Annotated in this window: 14 protein-coding genes; 6 read left to right on the top strand and 8 right to left on the bottom strand. The window is 44.1% G+C overall.

What is annotated here, in order from left to right; all coding sequences use genetic code 11:
- The first annotated feature begins 26 nt into the window (after positions 1 to 26).
- The 4 genes from tkt (at position 27) to IOD06_RS03355 (ending at position 5,657) form a co-directional block, all read left to right on the top strand.
- Entirely contained in the window at positions 27 to 2,024 is a 1,998-nt protein-coding gene (gene tkt / locus IOD06_RS03370) for a transketolase (RefSeq protein ID WP_194619110.1), read from the top strand.
- Between the two features lie 158 nt (positions 2,025 to 2,182).
- A complete protein-coding gene (locus IOD06_RS03365; protein ID WP_194619109.1) occupies positions 2,183 to 2,803 on the top strand; it encodes a hypothetical protein in 621 nt (206 codons plus the stop codon).
- Between the two features lie 276 nt (positions 2,804 to 3,079).
- Positions 3,080 to 4,597, top strand: a complete 1,518-nt coding sequence (locus IOD06_RS03360; protein ID WP_194619107.1) for a hypothetical protein — start codon at positions 3,080 to 3,082, stop codon at positions 4,595 to 4,597.
- 40 nt (positions 4,598 to 4,637) lie between these two features.
- Positions 4,638 to 5,657 (top strand): NERD domain-containing protein, encoded by a 1,020-nt coding sequence (locus IOD06_RS03355; protein WP_194619105.1) that lies wholly within the window; start codon positions 4,638 to 4,640, stop codon positions 5,655 to 5,657.
- A 12-nt stretch (positions 5,658 to 5,669) separates the two neighbouring features.
- On the opposite strand, the gene IOD06_RS03350 is transcribed toward IOD06_RS03355, so the two are convergent.
- From IOD06_RS03350 to IOD06_RS03315, 8 genes are all read right to left on the bottom strand, one after another.
- A complete protein-coding gene (locus IOD06_RS03350) occupies positions 5,670 to 6,641 on the bottom strand; it encodes a peptide ABC transporter ATP-binding protein (RefSeq protein ID WP_189580192.1) in 972 nt (323 codons plus the stop codon).
- A complete protein-coding gene (locus IOD06_RS03345) occupies positions 6,638 to 7,711 on the bottom strand; it encodes an ABC transporter ATP-binding protein (RefSeq protein ID WP_265087654.1) in 1,074 nt (357 codons plus the stop codon). The genes IOD06_RS03350 and IOD06_RS03345 overlap by 4 nt, the downstream gene beginning before the upstream one ends.
- A 1-nt stretch (position 7,712) precedes the next feature.
- On the bottom strand, positions 7,713 to 8,627 hold the full coding sequence (locus tag IOD06_RS03340) for an ABC transporter permease (protein WP_189580195.1): 915 nt from the start codon (positions 8,625 to 8,627) through the stop codon (positions 7,713 to 7,715).
- Positions 8,628 to 8,778: 151 nt separating this feature from the next.
- Positions 8,779 to 9,795: an ABC transporter permease gene (locus tag IOD06_RS03335; RefSeq protein ID WP_189580197.1), complete on the bottom strand. Its 1,017-nt coding sequence runs from the start codon at positions 9,793 to 9,795 to the stop codon at positions 8,779 to 8,781.
- A gap of 176 nt (positions 9,796 to 9,971) precedes the next feature.
- Entirely contained in the window at positions 9,972 to 11,612 is a 1,641-nt protein-coding gene (locus IOD06_RS03330; protein WP_194619103.1) for an ABC transporter substrate-binding protein, read from the bottom strand.
- A 624-nt stretch (positions 11,613 to 12,236) separates the two neighbouring features.
- Positions 12,237 to 13,880: a GMC family oxidoreductase gene (locus IOD06_RS03325; RefSeq protein ID WP_194619102.1), complete on the bottom strand. Its 1,644-nt coding sequence runs from the start codon at positions 13,878 to 13,880 to the stop codon at positions 12,237 to 12,239.
- 204 nt (positions 13,881 to 14,084) lie between these two features.
- Positions 14,085 to 14,411, bottom strand: coding sequence for a DUF779 domain-containing protein (locus IOD06_RS03320; RefSeq protein WP_194619101.1), 327 nt, complete (start codon positions 14,409 to 14,411; stop codon positions 14,085 to 14,087).
- Between the two features lie 118 nt (positions 14,412 to 14,529).
- Positions 14,530 to 16,056: an aldehyde dehydrogenase family protein gene (locus tag IOD06_RS03315; protein WP_194619100.1), complete on the bottom strand. Its 1,527-nt coding sequence runs from the start codon at positions 16,054 to 16,056 to the stop codon at positions 14,530 to 14,532.
- Positions 16,057 to 16,433: 377 nt separating this feature from the next.
- Here IOD06_RS03315 and IOD06_RS03310 point away from each other — a divergent pair, with 377 nt between their 5' ends.
- Both IOD06_RS03310 and IOD06_RS03305 read left to right on the top strand, forming a co-directional pair.
- Positions 16,434 to 18,386: an AAA family ATPase gene (locus IOD06_RS03310; protein ID WP_194619099.1), complete on the top strand. Its 1,953-nt coding sequence runs from the start codon at positions 16,434 to 16,436 to the stop codon at positions 18,384 to 18,386.
- Positions 18,387 to 18,487: 101 nt separating this feature from the next.
- The gene (locus tag IOD06_RS03305; RefSeq protein WP_227669862.1) at positions 18,488 to 19,654 is read left to right on the top strand and encodes a type I glyceraldehyde-3-phosphate dehydrogenase; all 1,167 of its coding nucleotides are present in this window, start codon (positions 18,488 to 18,490) and stop codon (positions 19,652 to 19,654) included.
- The last annotated feature ends 21 nt before the right edge of the window (positions 19,655 to 19,675 follow it).

The following is a 19,675-nucleotide window of genomic DNA, read 5'->3' as shown; positions in this document are numbered from 1 at the left end:
CCCTCATTTGAATATTAGGACACTCTATGCCAGCTCCAATTAGCGAACGTAAATTAGCCAATGCCATTCGTGTACTGTCGTTTGACGCGGTACAAAAAGCCAACTCTGGTCATCCAGGTGCTCCGATGGGCATGGCTGATATTGCTGAAGTTCTGTGGCGCAAGTTTTTGAAGCACAACCCAACCGATCCACAGTGGCACAACCGTGACCGCTTTGTCTTATCGAACGGTCATGGCTCAATGCTTATTTACTCATTGCTGCATTTATCTGGTTATGATTTGAGCATCGATGACCTGAAAGGTTTCCGCCAGTTGCATTCAAAAACCCCAGGTCATCCTGAGCTTGGCTATACACCAGGTGTCGAGACAACTACTGGTCCACTAGGTCAAGGTATTGCTAATGCCGTTGGTTTTGCTATCGCTGAAAAAACCCTAGCCGCACAGTTCAATCGTGAAGGCCATAACATCGTTGACCATAACACCTACGCGTTTTTAGGTGATGGTTGCTTGATGGAAGGTATCAGTCATGAAGTTTGCTCATTGGCTGGCACGTTAGGTCTTGGCAAGCTAGTCTTCTTCTATGATGACAACGGTATCTCTATCGATGGTAATGTCGAAGGCTGGTTCACTGATGATACGCAAGCGCGTTTTGAATCTTACGGCTGGCAAGTTATCAAAGTAGATGGTCATGATACTGATGCAATCACTCAGGCAACTGAACAAGCGCTTAAAGAAACTACTAAACCAAGTCTTCTGATTTGCAAAACTACGATTGGCGCGGGCAGCCCGAATAAACAAGGTCTAGCAGCCAGTCATGGTGCTCCGTTAGGTGATGACGAAATTGCCTTGACTCGTGATGCATTGTCTTGGAAGCATGCCCCGTTTGAATTAGATGATGAAATCTATGAAGCGTGGGATGCTAAAGCCAAAGGTGACGTACAACAAAAGAACTGGGAAGCTGACTTCGAAGCTTATAAGAAAGCATATCCTGAACTAGCAGCTGAGTTGTTACGCCGTTTAAATGGTGATTTGCCTGCTGACTTTGATAATCAAGCACAAGCCTATATTCAGCAAACGCAAGAAGCGGGCGGTGATGTCGCCAGTCGTAAAGCCAGTCAAAATGCCATCAATACTTTGCAGCCATTATTGCCAGAATTGCTAGGCGGTTCAGCGGATTTAGCTGGCTCGAACCTCACGCTATTCAAAGGCGCTAAAGGTATCGAAAAAGACGCTGGCGGCAACTATATCTATTATGGTGTACGCGAATTCGGTATGACCGCGATTGCCAATGGTATCGCCTTGCATGGCGGATTTATCCCTTACGTAGCGACGTTCTTGATGTTTATGGAATACGCACGTAACGCGGTACGTATGGGCGCATTGATGAAGCAGCGCGTTATCCATGTCTATACGCATGACTCTATCGGTCTGGGTGAAGATGGCCCAACGCATCAGCCAGTTGAGCAATTGACTAGCTTACGTACCACGCCAAATCTACGCACATGGCGTCCGTGTGATGCGACTGAATCTGCAAGTGCTTGGGTAGAAGCAATCAAATCTGCAAACAATCCATCAGCATTGATCTTTAGCCGTCAGAGCTTGCCACATCAAGCGCGTGATAGTGAGCAAGTAGCCAACATCACCAAAGGTGGTTATGTACTGGCGAAAGAACAAGGCGAGCTACAAGCCATCATCATCGCTACTGGTTCAGAAGTTGGCCTAGCGATGGAAGCGTATGAAGCGTTGAGCGCAAATGGTGTTGGCGTGCGTGTGGTCTCTATGCCGTGTGCTGAGATTTTCGTCGAGCAAGATGATGACTACCGTGAAGCGGTATTGCCTGCCAATATCCGTGCTCGTGTCGCAGTCGAAGCGGCGCATGTAGATTACTGGTATAAGTTCGTTGGTCTAGATGGCAAAGTCATCGGCATGACCACTTATGGCGAATCTGCACCTGCAGACCAGTTATACAAAGAGTTTGGTATTACGACTGACGCTGTAGTTGATGCGGTAAATGGTTTGGTGTAATAAATCTAACTTAATTAGCGTTTAAAAAGAGCTGCCGGAGAAATCTGGTGGCTTTTTTTTATGGTTTTATTTTTGGTTTTAGAGCTAATACTGTTTTATTATAGCCATAAATTCAATTATAGTTAACATACTTTAAAGCTTACATTATTGGAAGTATTATGATTTGGCTTATTTCTATTGGTATAATTATTTTATTACTTTTTTTATATCAGGCTTATGAAAATAGCAGGAAAGCAGTAGCTGAGGAAAAATTGAAGATAAATTTCAATATTTTTTTAACAAACAACTATAAAGATATTGAATATGCAAGTTTCGCTTTGGCTAAATATTTTCAAGGTGGAATGTGGGCGACTGGTTTATCGGTTGATGACGTTTATATCAATAAGGCAAAACATCCAAAAATTAAAAAAATCATAGATGATTCTGAAAAATCAGGATTTGGAAGTTACTGGATTTGTAAAAAATTATCCTCAGAAGCTATTAAAATTAGAGATAAATCTTTTAAGAATTTTCTAGAAAATAATGGTCATGATCTAGAGGACGTTATTAGCTACCTAGTATCTATTCGAGAGAGCTTTGTAGGAGGAGTTTGCCATGCATTTGAAATTGAAGAAGCTACAAAAAATTGTGAGATAATTACACAGCTAGACTTAAAAGCAAGTAATGGAGTATTTCCAAATGAAATGCTATACGATTATATCGAAAAGTTAACTAACGAAAAATTAGAGATGATGAAAATTGAGAATGACGACGAGTTTAAAGTTTTTGTTAATCAATAAGGCATAATGAATGTAGGTCTTGCTAAACGCACCACATAAACTAATTGCTATTTCATGATAAAAGTACCAAAAAATCATGGATTAGAGGAAAGTTATTTACAGACTTAACCTAGATGTAATATTTATAAAAAATTTTTACTATATAACTATAAAAATAAAATAGAGAATCATAGTATATAAAACGGTACGACAAATTAGCTAAATGCTACGATTTGTCGTGTTATTGCACTGGGATAAAACCATGTCACTCAATCTCACATCTTCTAAGACAACAACATGCTAAATTACACTGATTCTATTAACTCGCAAAAGCCATTCCTTACGTCTAATCAACCGACTGTTGAAACAGTAAATGTGCTCTTAACGTTAGATGATTTTTTCTCTGGTATGTCAGAACAGGCGAATCCTGATAAGTCAGATGATTTGACCAGACATCAGGACTTTAAATATGGAAGAGAGCTTCGTAACTGCAATCTTGATTATTCAATAAATAGTCTCAAGCGAGTTGATGAGTGGTTGCTAACGGTTAAAAATAGACTGCCTGACTTTACAGAACATCGAATCTTTTCTTCAGAATACCCGCTGCACAATAGCTCGACTATTGAGATATTGAGCTATTATTTAGGTGAAGTCATTGGGCGAGCTCGTAGAGAAGCCCCAGTTTGGTACTCTGATGCAAGCGATCATTGTATAGGGGAACAGGCCGCACTGACTGAAAACATGTTTGTCGAGTTTGATAGTGATATCCAAGATTTGTGTGATTTTTTCGTTCCTAAGCAAGTGATTTACCAAGCATTGATAATAGCTAGTGACGATGGGGTATTACAAGACCAGACAATTTGGCAAAGTGTGTTGGAACTAGTTCCATCTACTATATTAAGCAATACAGATTTTAATCAGCCTTTGCCACCCGTACCCATTATGGAGTTGAAGTTTGATAGAAAGATTGAATTTGCTAATTTAGATCGAGCGGATTTAGCTTACTTACAGATGATGCCTCCAAAATGGATGAAAGATGACGTCTTGTATGAACAGATCAACCAATTGGCCAAGCTATATAAAACAGGCAAAGTAGTATGGGCTCATGTCGTCCAAGCAAATAAAATGCTATGGTCTTCTGATCAGGCATACTCTTGTCCTGCTGGAATAGTATACGATCCGACAGGGCGAACACCAGTTTCTTATCTAGCAGAAATTGCACATAAACTTTATACTTTTAAAAATACCATTCCTGATACAGATGATATAGAAATATTAAAGTATGCCGAGCACATAACTGACGAACATACTAGAATGCTTGGTTTTGACATCCCTAGTAGCATTACGCCTTTACCACTAAAGTCTACCAGTCTGTTCGTTTGGCGATTACATTTACCCAATGGTATTTTGCAAAGCTCATTTCCTATTTTAATCAGTGATGAAACAGCTGAGGTTACTGTACTTCCTGCCAAGTTTTGGGAGCAAGCTTATTATGATGAATGGATTCAAGACAGTTATTTTGAAGAAGATATGTATTACGGCGTACGAAAACTTTATGAGAGTGACAATCCTTGGAAAAAGTATGAGAAGCACCTTCGGCCACAAGTGACTGAGCTTACTGATGATATTCCAAGCTTAGCTAGCGAAGTCTCCTTTAATAGCCATAAGCCTACTTCAACTGATATAGCCTTCGTTGCAACCTCAATTCAGCAGAATTTTGCAGAAGCAAGACAAGAAAGTACAAGCTTCATGAAAACTGTCATTGCCGTAATCTTATTCATAGCTGTCTTATATGGGTTTAAGTTCTTTATTTAATAGATATCAACCTAATGAATTGTTTTTTGAGAAAGCCACCATGTCCCTAAAATCCAGCTTTAAAGGTTTCTTAGGTGAAACCGTCATCAATGTCGCCATGTGGATCAAGCTTGAAAAAAACGTTTATCACCGACTAAACGGTATTACCTTGCCAAGAGCAAATGGCGGTAGTACCCAAATCGACCATATTATTGTCTCTGTATACGGCATCTTTGTCATCGAAACCAAAAACTATAAAGGCTGGATATATGGTAGCGAAAAGCAAAGACAGTGGACGCAAGCTTTCCCAAATGGCAGTAAATTCAAATTCCAAAACCCATTGCGCCAAAATTATCTGCACATCAAGACGCTTGCAGATTTATTAGGGTTGGAGCTGAGCTATTTTCATTCGATGATTGCCTTCATTGGTGAGTGCGAGTTAAAAACCCGTGATGAGTTACCCGAACACGTCTTAACAGGTGGTATGGTGTCTTATGTTAAGAAAAAGCAGGATGAAATACTGACTGAAGACGAGGTTAAGTCCATCGTTGAGCAGATTAACAGCAATAAATTTAGCAAGTCTTGGCGAACCAATAGAGAGCATAAGGCCTATCTGAAAGATAAGCATAGCCAGTCAAATAAGCAGCCTAGCGATAACGCTAATGACAAGCCAGTTGCTAAAATGGCTAATAAGCCAATACTTGAGCCGATAGTAAAAGAAACCGCTAAACGAGCCACGCTAAAAAGTAGAGAAGTACTGCGATGGTCTGGTCAGACTGAGATTGAATCTAGCGATTTACCAATTGATAGCTTGAGTACTCAGCAGACAATTACACCGCATAATATTACCGATAAAGTGTTTCTTACGCCATTCGAAATTGTAGAGCCTGAACTAGTAGCGAGTTCCTCTGAGACAGATGTGGTGATAGACCATACAGCTGATTTGATTCAAACACCAACCTGTCCGAGATGTAACGGTGAGATGATCAAGCGTGTTGCCAAAAAAGGCGCACGCCAAGGACAGTCCTTTTATGGGTGCGCGCAGTTTCCTAAGTGTCGCGGCGTAGTAAATATTGACTAATCTTTAGTTACTTTAACCATATATTTCTTCTAAACGTAAACATGCAACCAGTCGACCGTCCCACTCTCGCAGCTGTGGCTCTACTTCGCTGCATTGCTGCTTGGCATATGGGCAGCGTTTGTGTAGGGCGCAGCCACTTGGTGGATTGAGTGGGCTTGGTAACTCTCCTTGTAGGGTCAAATCATTCTTATGACCATTTACCGTTGGCGCGGCAGCCAATAGGGCTATGGTATATGGATGTTTTGGCGCGTTATAAATCGCTTCTTTCGGCCCGTGCTCAACAGCTTGACCTAAATACATGACCATCACATCATCAGCGACGTGGCGTACGACTGACAAGTTATGCGAGATAAAAACGTAAGCGGTACGATACTCATCCTGCAAATCCATAAATAGATTTAAGACTTGCGCCTGAATGGAGACATCGAGGGCGGAGGTCGGCTCATCAGCGACGACAATCTTAGGGTTGAGCATCATCGCGCGGGCAAGGGCAATCCGTTGGCGCTGACCACCAGAAAACATATGCGGATAACGGCCAGCATGTTCAGGACGTAGACCAACATTTCTCATCATCTCGTTGATTTTGTCACGTTTTTCTTCTTTAGAGAGTTTGGTATGGATATCTAATGGTTCCGTCAATTGATAGCCAATAGTATGGCGCGGATTCAAGCTACCATAGGGGTTTTGGAATACCATTTGAATTTCGGTACGCAGCTCTTTAAGCGCCTTTCTACTATAGTCAGTGGTGCCTTCATCGTTGATAAATAGCTGACCATGAGTGGGCTCTTCGATCAGCGTCAGCTGGCGGGCAAGCGTAGATTTACCGCAGCCTGACTCACCAACGACTGCCAGTGTCTTGCCAGCTTCAAGCTCGAATGAGATACCATTGAGGGCTTTAACATACGCTTTTGCCTTACCCAAGCCTTGAGATACGGGGTAATGCTTGTGTAGATTGTCTGCTTTTAGGACCACTTTATTACTCATACTTGTGACTCCAATGTAGCAGCGTGAGAGATAGGGTTGCGAGAAGAAGGATCAGCATGAATACAACGCACCTTGCCAGTAGGCGTGTCTAATATGGGCGGTGGTACTTCGCAAGCGGACTCTTTGTACGGGCAGCGAGGAGATAATAAGCAACCGCTTGGGCGATCGTATTGACTGGGCACAACTCCTGGTAAGCTATTCAGTCGGTCTTGATCGATAGCCAACTCAGGGATAGCTTGGAGCAATGCCTCAGTATAAGGGTGCGCAGGGTTTTGAAAAATCTCCGGTACGGTACTAGTTTCAACCACTTGTCCGGCATACATGACTGCAACATCACGCGAGTTTTGTGCGACCAAACCCAAGTCGTGGGTAATAAGTACCATCGCCATTTGTTTTTCGCGTTGTAATCGGCTCAGCAAGTCCATGATTTGCGCTTGTACCGTGACATCCAGAGCCGTAGTCGGTTCATCGGCGATAAGTAGTTTTGGCTCACAAGCAATAGCCATCGCAATCATGACGCGCTGACTCATACCGCCCGATAGTTGATGCGGATAGACCTTAAGACGGTTTTTTGCATCGGGCATTTCCACTAACTCTAGCAATTCTAAGATACGTGTCTGTACGGCTGACCCTCGCAAACCAAGATGCTTGCGTAGTACTTCGCCCAGCTGCATCTCAACCGTAAAGCTTGGGTTTAGGCAAGACATCGCATTTTGAAAAATCATAGAGATGTCTTTGCCAATGATGCCGCGCTTCTCTTTGGCTGGCATACTAAGCATGTCTTTATTATCGAACATCACTCGCTGAGCGCGAACGGTTGCAGAGGGTGGCAACAGTCCCATTAGCGCCATCATAGTGACGGACTTGCCTGAGCCAGATTCACCCACCACGGCGATGACTTCGCCTTGTGTGATTTTCAATGACACATCATCGACGGCACGAAAAGCACGTACCCCTTGTCCAAAAGTGACGGACAGGTTCTCGATGTCTAATAGCAATGGTGATTCTTTTGCTGACACGCCATTCATAGAGGTATGGCTGGTTGGCGTTTTAATTAATGGATCAATCATCTTAGGTCACCTGCTTTAATTTGGGATCTAGCGCATCGCGTAAGCCATCACCAGTCAAGTTAATCGACAGGGCAGCCAAGAAAATAGCGACACCCGGCCAAATAGCGAGCCAAACATTACTTTGAATATACTGACGTGCCGTACCTAGCATCGCGCCCCATTCGGCATCAGGTGGTTGTACACCAAAGCCTAAGAAACCGATCGCGCCTGCTTCTAAAATAGCAGAAGAGAAAATCATCGTCGCTTGTACGATGAGCGGCGCCATACAGTTGGGTAGAATGGTCACAAACAATAACCTGAGCACACCAGCACCCATCACTTGCGAGGCAACAAAGTACTCACGTTGTAGCTCTACCATCGCAGTGGCACGTGTCAGCCGAATAAAGGGTGGTGTACAGACCAGTGCGATGGTAATAATCGTATTGGTCATAGAAGGCCCTAAAATAGCGGCAATGATGATCGCCAATAGTAAGCTCGGATAAGACATTAAGATATCATTGACCAGCATGACGGCTTTGCCCCAAACTTTGGGCCAAAACGCAGCACTCAGTCCTAATGAGACACCCACCAACATGGCAAGAGTCGTCGCACTTAGACCGATAAACAACGAGTAACGCGCGCCATACATCACCCGAGATAGGGTATCTCGGCCAGCATCATCAGTACCTAGCCAAAACATTGTATTGCCGCCATCCAGAAAGGCAGGTGGCAATTGCTCTTGACCAGTAAATAATTCATAAGGGTCATGAGGGGCAATAGCAGGCGCGAGTATGGCAATGAGAACCATCAATGCCAGTACAATAAACCCAAGTACCGCGCCTTTATTACGGCAGAACGTCGATAAAAATAGCTGCCAAGACGAGGGTGGTGTCATGGCTGTAAGGTCAACATCAGAGGGGAGAACAGAAGGCTTCATGAGCATTTCCTACAGTGACCAGTGCTTTGCTAATATTTAAAGTTTTAGTGTTTTAGCCTTAATAAGTATTAAGCATTTGCTAAAAAATCACTCAAAACCATACAAACAACAATAGCCACTATTTATAATATGAGTATTTATCAATGTGAAATTAAGAAGTATGTCGAATACGCGGATTGATCAGACCATACAAAATATCAATAAATAAACTGACTAAAATCAAGGCGGTGGCGACCAATAAAATACCGTTTTGCACAATAGGATAATCACGGGTAAAGAACCCATCAAGTAGCCAATTACCAACACCTGGCCAACTAAAGATAGTCTCGGTAATAATAGCGCCAGCCAATAACGTTGCCATCTGTAAACCAACGACAGTGACTACGGTAATCAAGGCATTGCGCATCACGTGTATCAGTATCACTCGCCGTGGTGATAAGCCTTTGGCTCGTGCCGTACGCACATAATCTTCATCCAATACCTCTAGCATCGCAGAGCGTGTCATCCGCGCGATCATCGCTAAGGGAATGGTCGATAAAGCAATGGAAGGTAAGATAAAGTGCTTGACCACATTCCAAAATGCGCCAGGTTCTCCCGAGCTTAGCGAGCCGAGCAGCCATGATCCATACAATGGCTGGACATCTAAAAACTGCGCCACAGATATCACCCCAGCAACGGGCAGTAGACCTAAGTAGTGGGCAAATATACCTGTCAGGATAGGGCCTAATAAATAGATGGGCATAGAGTACCCTGCCAGCGCCCCTGACATTAATGTGTAATCAATCCAAGTACCACGGCGTAGGGCGGCAAAGATACCTAAGCTCACACCGATGACGCTAGCAATGACGATGGCGCACAATGCTAGCTCTAAAGTGGGTACAAAATGGGCAAAGAAATCTTGTAATACGGGGGTTCGAGTACGGAAGGACTCACCAAAATCACCTGTTAAGATACCGGTCAAGTAATCCCAATATTGGACGATGAGAGGTTTGTCTAATCCTAGCCTTTCTAGGGCGCGAGCATGTAGCTCTGGATCAACCATACGCTCACCCATCATAATCTCGACGGCATCTCCAGGTACGAGACGAATCAGAGTAAAGGTTGATAGCGTTAAGCCAAGATAGACAGGAATGAGAATGGCAATACGACGCAGAATATAAAGTAGCATGGGCTGCTCAATAGTTGTGGTTCAATGATTAGAGTATTGGTAGTGATGAGAGTGTCGGTGACAGAACGCTTAACGAAGCGCTTAACTCATATGAGTTCGGCTGGAGCAGAGTATCTGACCCAGCCGAATATAAATGAATCAATCGTATATGTCGTACCGAAATTAATCAGTTAAGATTATTCGACTTTCACACCATCGAAACGTATTGAGCCAAGCGGGCTAATCTTATAATCAACTACGTTTGGTGCGGTGAATACCGTCACGACTGAATGTGCCATCGTCGTCCAAGGTAGCTGCTCTTTGAATATCTGCTGCGCTTGCTCATACTCATTGATGCGTTCGTCTTGATTGTTGATCTGACGGGCATTGGTCACTAAATTATCAAAGTCTTTATTACACCAGCGCGAATAGTTGTTTCCGCCGACAGCGTCACAAGACAATAATGAACCAAGCCAATTGTCAGGATCACCATTGTCACCCGTCCAACCCGCTAGAATAACATCGGGCTCACCTTTAGCAGCGCGCTTTAGATACTCACCCCATTCATAAGTCACAAGATTGGTATCAACACCAATCTTAGCCCAATCTGCTTGGAGCATTTCAGCCATTAGCTTGGCATTAGGGTTGTAAGGTCGTTGAACTGGCATATACCATAGATTGATAGCCAGATTGTCTGCCCCCGCTTCTTTGATAAGGGCTTTTGCTTTTTCAACGTCATAAGGCGCATCTTTGAGGGATTTGTCGTAGCCCCACTGCGTTGGCGGCATAGGATTGGTCGCTTTGAGACCTTCGCTCTGATAGACCGCATTGATAATAGCGTCTTTATTAATTGCCATATCTAATGCTTGACGGACTTTCAGATCACTCAGCTTAGGTTTTTCCACGTTGTAGCCGACGTAGCCGACGTTGAAGCCAGGCTGATCAAGGACCGTGGCTTTGCCTGATTTTTTGACAGATTCAATTTCGGCAGGTTTTGGGTAAGCAGATACATGACACTCGCCCGCTTGCACTTTTTGGGCACGAACCGCTGAATCTTTGGTGATAACGAAGACCAGATTGTCGATATGGATGTCGTCTTTGTTCCAATAATCTGGATTCTTGGTATAACGAATTTGCGCATCTTTTTGATAGGAAGTAAAGACGAAAGGTCCAGTACCAACTGGTTTGGTATTAATATCAGCCGCATTGCCATCAGCCATCAATTTGTTGGCGTATTCAGCAGAGTTAATATAAGCAAAGGGCATCGCTAGGTTCTGTAAAAACGGTGCATTGGTCTCGCTAAGGGTGATTTTGACAGTATAATCATCCACCTTCTCGATATTGGAGATGATATCAGGCAGTCCCATGCCGACAGAATATGGGAATTCAGCAGGATAGGCCTTGTTAAAGTCAAAGTCTGGGTTGGTTATGCGTTCTAGGGTGAAGAGAATGTCATCTGCATTAAAATCTCGAGTGGCAGTAAAGTAATCCGTCTTACCAAATTTGACGCCTTTGCGCAGATTAAAGGTGTACGTCTTACCATCTTCGCTGACATCCCAGCTTTCAGCCAGTCCTGGTTGAATTTCGGTACCCGCTCTTTTGAATTCTACCAAGCCGTTATAGATGGGGAAGGCGCTCGCATCAAAATCAGTGCCTGACGTATACTGCGCTGGATCGAATCCAGCAGGGCTACCTTCTGAGCAATAGAGCAACGTTTTAGCTGCTTTGGCATCTGAGCTGGCAGCAGAGTCATCGGTGGTTTTGTTGTCTCCACTACAGGCACTAATACCCAAGGCAAGCGTCGTCAACATCGTAAGTTTGAAGAGTGAGTTCTGCATTATTACATCCTATGTAATGATAAATAGCCGCCAATATAGTTATAGTTTCGCTTTCGAACCATAAATATAACTGACGAGCTTCTAATTCCCTTTAGAATAGTATTTATATAATATTTTCAGTATACAAAGTAAAAAATGAATGAGGTTGTATTCGCCTGAATTCAGATTGCAAAAAATACCAATATAAATAAGTCGTTTAAATATACTCTTTTAAACAGTGGTAACGCAAGCCATCTCTAAGATAATTTTGATAGAAAATGTACCGTTTTAATATCTTTATTTCCGAATGTATTAGGGCTTGTCCTCATTTTTAAAATGAGGACAAGCCCTAGCCCTAATACACTAATAGCCACTGAATTTAGCAATCTAACGCCGCTTGTCGATTTTTTCGGTATTCTAAAGCTAGAAGATAGATTACGAGGGTCTGTATTTGAATATTCAACAGACCCTAATATAGAATAGTCTAAATAAGTCCTAAAAATAGCGACGAAAAAATATGAGCCAGATTTTTATAAAATCGGCTTATTCTCATTTTTTTGAATATGAAGTTTTTAGTAGATACGATTTTAAAAAAGAGCACCCCTAATAAGGTGCTCATCCTTCTGTATTTTATGAATTTGTATCTTATAAAATAGCTTGCTCAACATTTTTATGTTTGGCTTTGATAAGATCGGCCATTTTCTCAGCAATCATAATCGTTGGTGCATTGGTGTTGGCGCTAATCAGCGTTGGCATCACTGAGGCATCAATCACGCGCAATCCACGCACACCGCGTACCTTTAACTCTAAGTCAACCACTGAGCTTTCATCTGAACCCATGCGGCAAGTGCCCACCGGATGGTAGATAGTGTCCGACTTGTTGCGAATATAGCCAAGCATGCCGTCTTTTTCGATATAAGGGGCAGGGTAGTCTTCGGTAATATATTTGGCCATTGGCGACTCTTGCATAATGGCTCGCGTACGCTCAGCGCCTGCCACCATATACTCTACATCTTTGGGGTCAGAGAGATAGTTTGGATCAATCAACACCGCGTCTGAGGGATTGGCAGAGTCAAGCCTGACGGTACCGCGACTTTCAGGGCGTAGATAACAGGTATGACAAGAAACGGCAAAGCCACGTCTAAGATCACGTCCGTGTTCAATTACGCGAGAGATGACAAAATGCAGCTGAGTATTTGGCCATTCTTGTGGGTCGTCACCGACACTAAAGAACGCGCCTGCTTCTGCATAATTGGTAGATAACAGACCTGTGCCATCTTTTCTCCATTGACGAATGCTTTTGGTCAAGGTTGAAATAGTCGCCATACCAAGACCGATGACATCAGTGGTATTGACTTCGTAATCAAAAACGACGTCTAAATGATCTTGTAAGTTACCGCCAACGTCGGGTGCATCTACCACCACCTCGATGCCATGAGACTGCAAATGTTCAGCAGGACCAATGCCCGATAGCATTAAGACTTTAGGGGAGCCAAAGGCACCGCCTGATAGTATGACCTCTTGGTGCGCCATCACACTATGCTCGACACCGTCTTTTTCGTACGCCACCCCGACGGCTTGATTGTCTTTAATAATGACACGGTTGGCTTGCGCATGAGTAATGACCGTTAAGTTCGGGCGATTTTGGACGGGATGTAGATAGGCGGCTGCGGCAGAGCAGCGTTGCCCTTGTTTTTCTCCGTGGAAATGGGTGACTTGATAGAGACCTGCACCGTCTTGTTTTTTGCCGTTAAAGTCATCATTTTTATCTAAACCATTGGCAATGGCAGCTTCTACAAAGGCTTTTGAGATGTCACGTGGACTTAGTAAATCGCTGACATGAAGTGGTCCACTATCACCATGCAGCTCATCGCTACCATGGATATTGTTTTCTGCTTTAATAAAGTAGGGCAGTACATCATCAAAACCCCAGCCTGTGCAACCTTGCTCGACCCAGCGTTCATAATCAAGCGCACTGCCACGGGTATAAATCATGGCATTGATAGCGGAGGAGCCACCCAAACATTGACCGCGCGGTTGAAAGCCGCGTCGGTTATTAAGGTGTTCTTGAGGGGTGGTATGAAAGCACCAATTATTTAATTTTAGTGGCTTGCCCGGTACCATTAAAATCAGTCCAGCAGGAACACGAACTGCCAAGTCTTTGCCGTCACCACCGTACTCTAATAAGCAAACACTGATATCTGGGTTTTCTGTGAGACGGCTGGCGAGCACACAGCCTGCTGAACCGCCACCAACGATGACGTAATCAAAATTTTTGTCAAATTCCATTTTATATTCCTTATAGCATCCATGCTAATTAAAACGCGCACATTAAAGTAGGGTACGCTTTACAATATCTATTATTTTGCTGAAATAATAAAATAAAAATGACTCTGCGGTATCTATTTTCGTAAGCACTATAGAACAGACTGGCTTAAGGATATTAAGCTCATCGTTTAGAGTTTACGCTGTTTGATTTTGTACCAAACGGCCTTATACCGCACAGACTTCTGAGCGTACGATAAAGCGTTTACCTTCAGGTATTTCTAGCGAAAAGCTGGCACCGCGTCCATTGACGACATCAATGGTTAGATCGGTATGTTGCCATAGGTTATATTGTGCTTTGCCCATATAAAATGGACAACCAACCAGCTCACTGACGAGGACGTCTTGTCCACCCACTTTAAATTCGCCCAATGGGTAGCACATGGGCGAGCTGCCATCACAGCAGCCACCCGATTGATGGAACATCAGCTCGCCATGCTTAGATTTTAGCAATTCAATTAATGCTTTGCAGGATTCTGTCGCCGTGACTTTCATAACTAACTCCTTGTAACTTATGAATAGCTCATTCTTATCGAGACTTTATTAAAGCAAAAATGCAACCTACCTTGCGACAGATTGCATTGATTTATTTAGAAAACAACCAAAGACTGATTTAAAAGAAACCCATCGCTTTAGGACTGTATGAAACCAGCATGTTTTTGGTCTGCTGATAATGATCGAGCATCATTAGATGGTTTTCACGACCAATACCTGACTGTTTGTAGCCACCAAACGCTGAATGCGCAGGATAGAGGTGATAGCAATTCGTCCAAACGCGACCGGCTTTGATGCCACGACCGAAACGATATGCACGAGTGCCGTTACGTGTCCAGACACCAGCACCTAGACCATATAAGGTATCATTGGCCAGCGCCATCGCTTCTTCATCATCTTTAAAGGTAGTGACAGCAAGCACAGGACCAAAGATTTCTTCTTGGAACACGCGCATGTCATTCGTGCCTTCAAAGATGGTTGGCTGCACATAATAACCGTTTGCCATGTCGCCATCATGTTTGGCAAGTTCGCCACCGACTAAGACTTTGGCACCTTCTTTTTTACCGATATCGAGGTAAGAGAGGATTTTTTCTAGCTGATCTGAGCTGGCTTGAGCACCAATCATGGTATCGGTATCGAGCGGGTTACCCATTTTGATGGCTTTTACGCGAGCGATACAGCGTTTCATAAATTCATCATAGATGCTTTCGTGTACGAGTGCACGTGATGGGCAAGTACAAACTTCGCCTTGGTTCAGCGCAAACATCACCAAACCTTCGACGGCTTTGTCTAAGAAGTCATCGTCTTCGTCCATGATATCGGCAAAGAAGATGTTTGGACTTTTACCGCCCAGCTCTAGCGTTACTGGAATGATATTTTCACTGGCGTATTGCATGATTAAGCGACCAGTGGTGGTCTCACCCGTAAAGGACACTTTATCGATACGTGGATTAGAAGCAATTGGTTTACCAGCTTCTACACCAAAGCCATTAATGACGTTCAGTACGCCTTTAGGCAGAATGTCCGCCGCGCCTATTATGTCAAGCATAAATAAGACAGAAGCAGGGGTTTGCTCGGCAGGCTTTAGGACGACGCAGTTACCCGCTGCAAGTGCAGGCGCAATTTTCCAAATCGCCATTAGAATAGGGAAGTTCCACGGGATGATTTGACCGACGACGCCAAGTGGCTCATGAAAATGATAGGCAACGGTATCTTCATCAATTTGGCTAATGCCGCCTTCTTGCGCGCGAATCACACCAGCGAAGTAACGCAAATGGTCGATGGCGATTGGAATATCAGCAGCGAGGGTTTCACGTACGGGTTTGCCGTTTTCATAGCTTTCGGCAATAGCGATAGCCTCTAAATTGGCTTCGATACCATCGGCAAGTTTGAGCAACATATTAGAGCGTTCAGTGACACTAGTTTTGCCCCACGCGTCTTTTGCTGCATGAGCGGCATCTAGGGCAGCTTCAACATCTGCTTCTTTAGAGCGTGCGATTTGACAGAAGGTTTTACCATCGATTGGACTTGAGTTATCAAAATATTCGCCATTGATGGGGGCTACCCATTCACCATTGATAAAGTTGTCGTATTTTTCGCGGAATTGGACGGGACTGTTTTCAGTATTGGGATAAGCGTATAACATTAACCACTCCTTGTTGTGTATTATGGCTATTTAAAATAGAGTTACTTAAAGTATAGTCAGGTGAAGCGTATAGTCACATGAAGATAAATACTTGGTCTTCCTGAACAAGTTATTACCCTATCGTACTGAGCTTTGGTGCGGAACGATAATGACTTTTTATAATGATATATTTTGTATCATATAACTTTAAGTTATGTGATATGTAACGGTTAAAGTGGTTCGCAAAGCGAATGCAGCTGTTATAATTGTTGCCATCTATTTTGGCTTGCTATCTCGGCTTGCTAGGGTTCTTTACTTAGACGTGGCAACTTTCTTTTTCTATACTTTATTTTTTATGCCCTTCTTCTTATTACTATTCATTTAATTGGTTTGGATCTATGCGTCAATCTTCTGCTCTTGATATCCTAAAAACAGGTCAAAACGTCTTTTTGACTGGCTCAGCAGGTTCAGGTAAAACTTATACTCTCAACCAGTACATCGACTATCTTCGTGCGCGACGTGTGCCGGTTGCCGTCACCGCGAGTACGGGCATTGCCGCAACGCACATGAATGGTACGACGATTCATAGTTGGTCGGGTATTGGTATCAAAGATGAGTTGTCTGATCGCGACTTGAGCAATTTAGCGCGTAAGCAATTTTTAGCAGACCGCTTAAAAGATACTGCGGTATTGGTCATCGATGAGATATCGATGCTGCACGCCAAGCAGATCAATTTGGTCAGCCAAGTACTCAAACATGTACGCAAAAATGACAAAGCGTTTGGTGGTATTCAGGTAGTGGTGGCAGGCGACTTTTTTCAGTTACCGCCGATTGGTAGTAAGGGTGAGAGCAATCGTGAAAAATTCGCCTTTATGTCGGAAGCCTGGCTCGATGCTAAGTTTCATATTTGCTATTTGTCTGAGCAGCATCGGCAGGTCAGCGACGCTGCGAATGGTGGGCTTGATTTAGACGATATTCTTAACCAAATCCGTCGTCAGGAAGTGACCTTTGAGGCGATTGCTGCGTTAGAAGCCACCTATGATCAAAGCGTCGATATCAAGCGCACTCGTCTCTATACACACAATCTCAACGTCAATAAAATCAATGACAAAGAGCTTGCTGCGCTAGATGGAGAGATGATGCGCTTTGAGGCGACTGCGACAGGCGACAGTAAGCTGGTTGAGACCCTAAAAAAGACGGTACGTACCCAAGATGAGCTGATTCTCAAAGTGGGCGCAAAGGTGATGTTTATCAAAAACAATGCCGAGCTTGGCGTCTCTAACGGTACGATGGGTGAGCTGATTGGTTTTGCTGCTGTTAAAATCGATGAGAGCAAGGACAGCAGTGAGGCGTTAATCGAAGATGATAGTAGTGACGATACTAATGAAGACAATGCTAATGAAGATGCTGTCGAAAATACCGCTAAAGGTAAAAAGAGTGCTGCCAAAAAAGATAAAGAAAAACCAAAAACCAAAAAACCAACCACGCAAAAAATGCCGGTGGTTAGGCTTAACTCAGGCCGTGAAGTCATCGCCGAGCCCGAAGAATGGATGATCGAAGATGAAACCGGTGATGTGCTGGCAAGCTATGAGCAAGTACCGCTCTGTCTAGCATGGGCAATCACTATTCACAAATCGCAAGGTATGACCCTCGATGCGGCTGAAATTGACTTATCACGTACCTTTGAGCTTGGGCAGGGCTATGTGGCACTGTCACGACTCAAATCGCTGTCGGGCTTGCAACTGCTGGGTATGAATGACATGAGCTTGCAACTTGATCCGTTGGCACGCGGGGCAGATAAGCGGTTTTTGGTACTGTCTGACGAAGCCGATGCCAATTATGCGATGCTAGATGAAGAGAGCATGCAGCAGGCACATGAAAAATTCACCTTGAAGTCAGGCGGTACATTGAGTAAGTCTGTGATTGATGCCTATGCCACTCTACAAAAAAAGCGCCGCGAACAACAGCATGCGAAGCTCGATAAAAAACAGAAGCTTGGCAATCAGGTCTCTGATAAGTCAGACAGCACCTTACTTGCGACCAGAGTGCTGTTAGAAGAGAGCTTGACCATTGCAGAAATCTCGCAAGCGCGTCAGCTGTCACAATCAACCATCATGCGTCATATTGGCGATCTAAAGGCACAAGATCCAAGCCTTGCGTGCGACCATCTGCGTCCAGAGGATGAAGTGATGACAGCCGTTGGTAATGCTTATGTCGCCATCAAGGTTGCCAATAATCCAAACGACTTTAATGATGATGGTAGTATCAAACTGCGTCCGATATTTGATCATCTCAAGCAGAGTATTGACTACAATACCATTCGCTTAGCGCTGATTTTTATCACGCCATAACGTCTATTAAGCTTTGATAGGTAGCAGCCATCAAAACAAAGCACGTTCAAGGTAACAGCTCTCCGATCCTACCGCCCTTTATAAAATAGCGATAACTTGTTATGCCTGATTTTTCTAGCGCCACTTATCAATTGACCTCTGACCCGATAGCAGCGAGCTATCGTACCACTGGTGAGCACACACAGCCACTGAGGATTGCTATCAATGGGTTTGGACGTATAGGGCGCAATGTACTTCGCGCCTTGCTAGAGCGCTTTGAAGTGTTAGGCCGTGCCATTCATGTGGTGGCGATTAATGATTTAGCGCCAGCGGACATACTCCTTCATTTGTTAAAATTTGACAGCACGCACGGTCGCCTCAGTAGACTGGGCGTCAATGCTGAGCTTGTAGAGAGTGGTGCAGATGACGCTAGCAAGACCCAGCTTTGCCTGACCAAGAACAATCTGACTTACTGCATCAATATGCTATCAGAGCCTGATCCACAAAACCTACCTTGGCAGGTGCTGGGTGTCGATGTGGTGCTAGAGTGTACTGGACACTTTCGCTCTTATGAGCAAGCGACGCTACATATCGACGCTGGCGCGCAGCAAGTGATTATCGGTGCCGCGCCATTCGATGATGTGGATGCCTGTATCGTTATGGGTGTGAATACGGAGGCATTAATGCTTGAGCTACCGATTATATCGAGTGTCTCTTGTACCACGCAGGCATTGGTGCCGCTCATTGATACCCTTGATAAGGCGTTTGGTGTGACGTCTGCCATGATGACGGAGATTCATGCGGTCACCGCTGATCAGACCGTGCTGGATCAGGCGCACCGTGATCCAAGACGGGCGCGCGCGTCCGGCTACAACATTATTCCGACCACCTCTAGCAGTATCGCTGCGACAGAGCGGGTGTTGCCAGCGATGGTGGGCAAGATAAATGGACATTCGATACGCGTGCCAACCATCGATGTGGCGGCGATAGATGTCACTTTTGTGTTTGATACACCAGACGTCAGTGTCGAGGCTATTCGAGAGGTACTCAAATCGGCCAGTCAGGCACATTTGCATGACATCATGGCTTATACCGAAGAACCACTGGTGTCCAGCGATTTTATCCATCAGACTGAATCGCTGATTATTGATGGACAACAGCTGATGCAAGTGGGCGGGCAATACAAGGTTTTTGCGTGGTATGACAATGAATGGGGCTATGCTAATAGGCTGCTAGATATGTGTTTGCATCTGGCATCTCATAAAAAACCTATCGTCAATCCTGTATAAAAGAGTGACAGTGTTAACCTC

It is taken from the genome of Psychrobacter sp. N25K4-3-2 (assembly GCF_015351755.1).
GTDB lineage: Bacteria > Pseudomonadota > Gammaproteobacteria > Pseudomonadales > Moraxellaceae > Psychrobacter > Psychrobacter glaciei.
The sequence above is the reverse complement of the archived record's forward strand: the minus strand, read 5'-3'. Positions and strand labels throughout refer to the sequence as shown.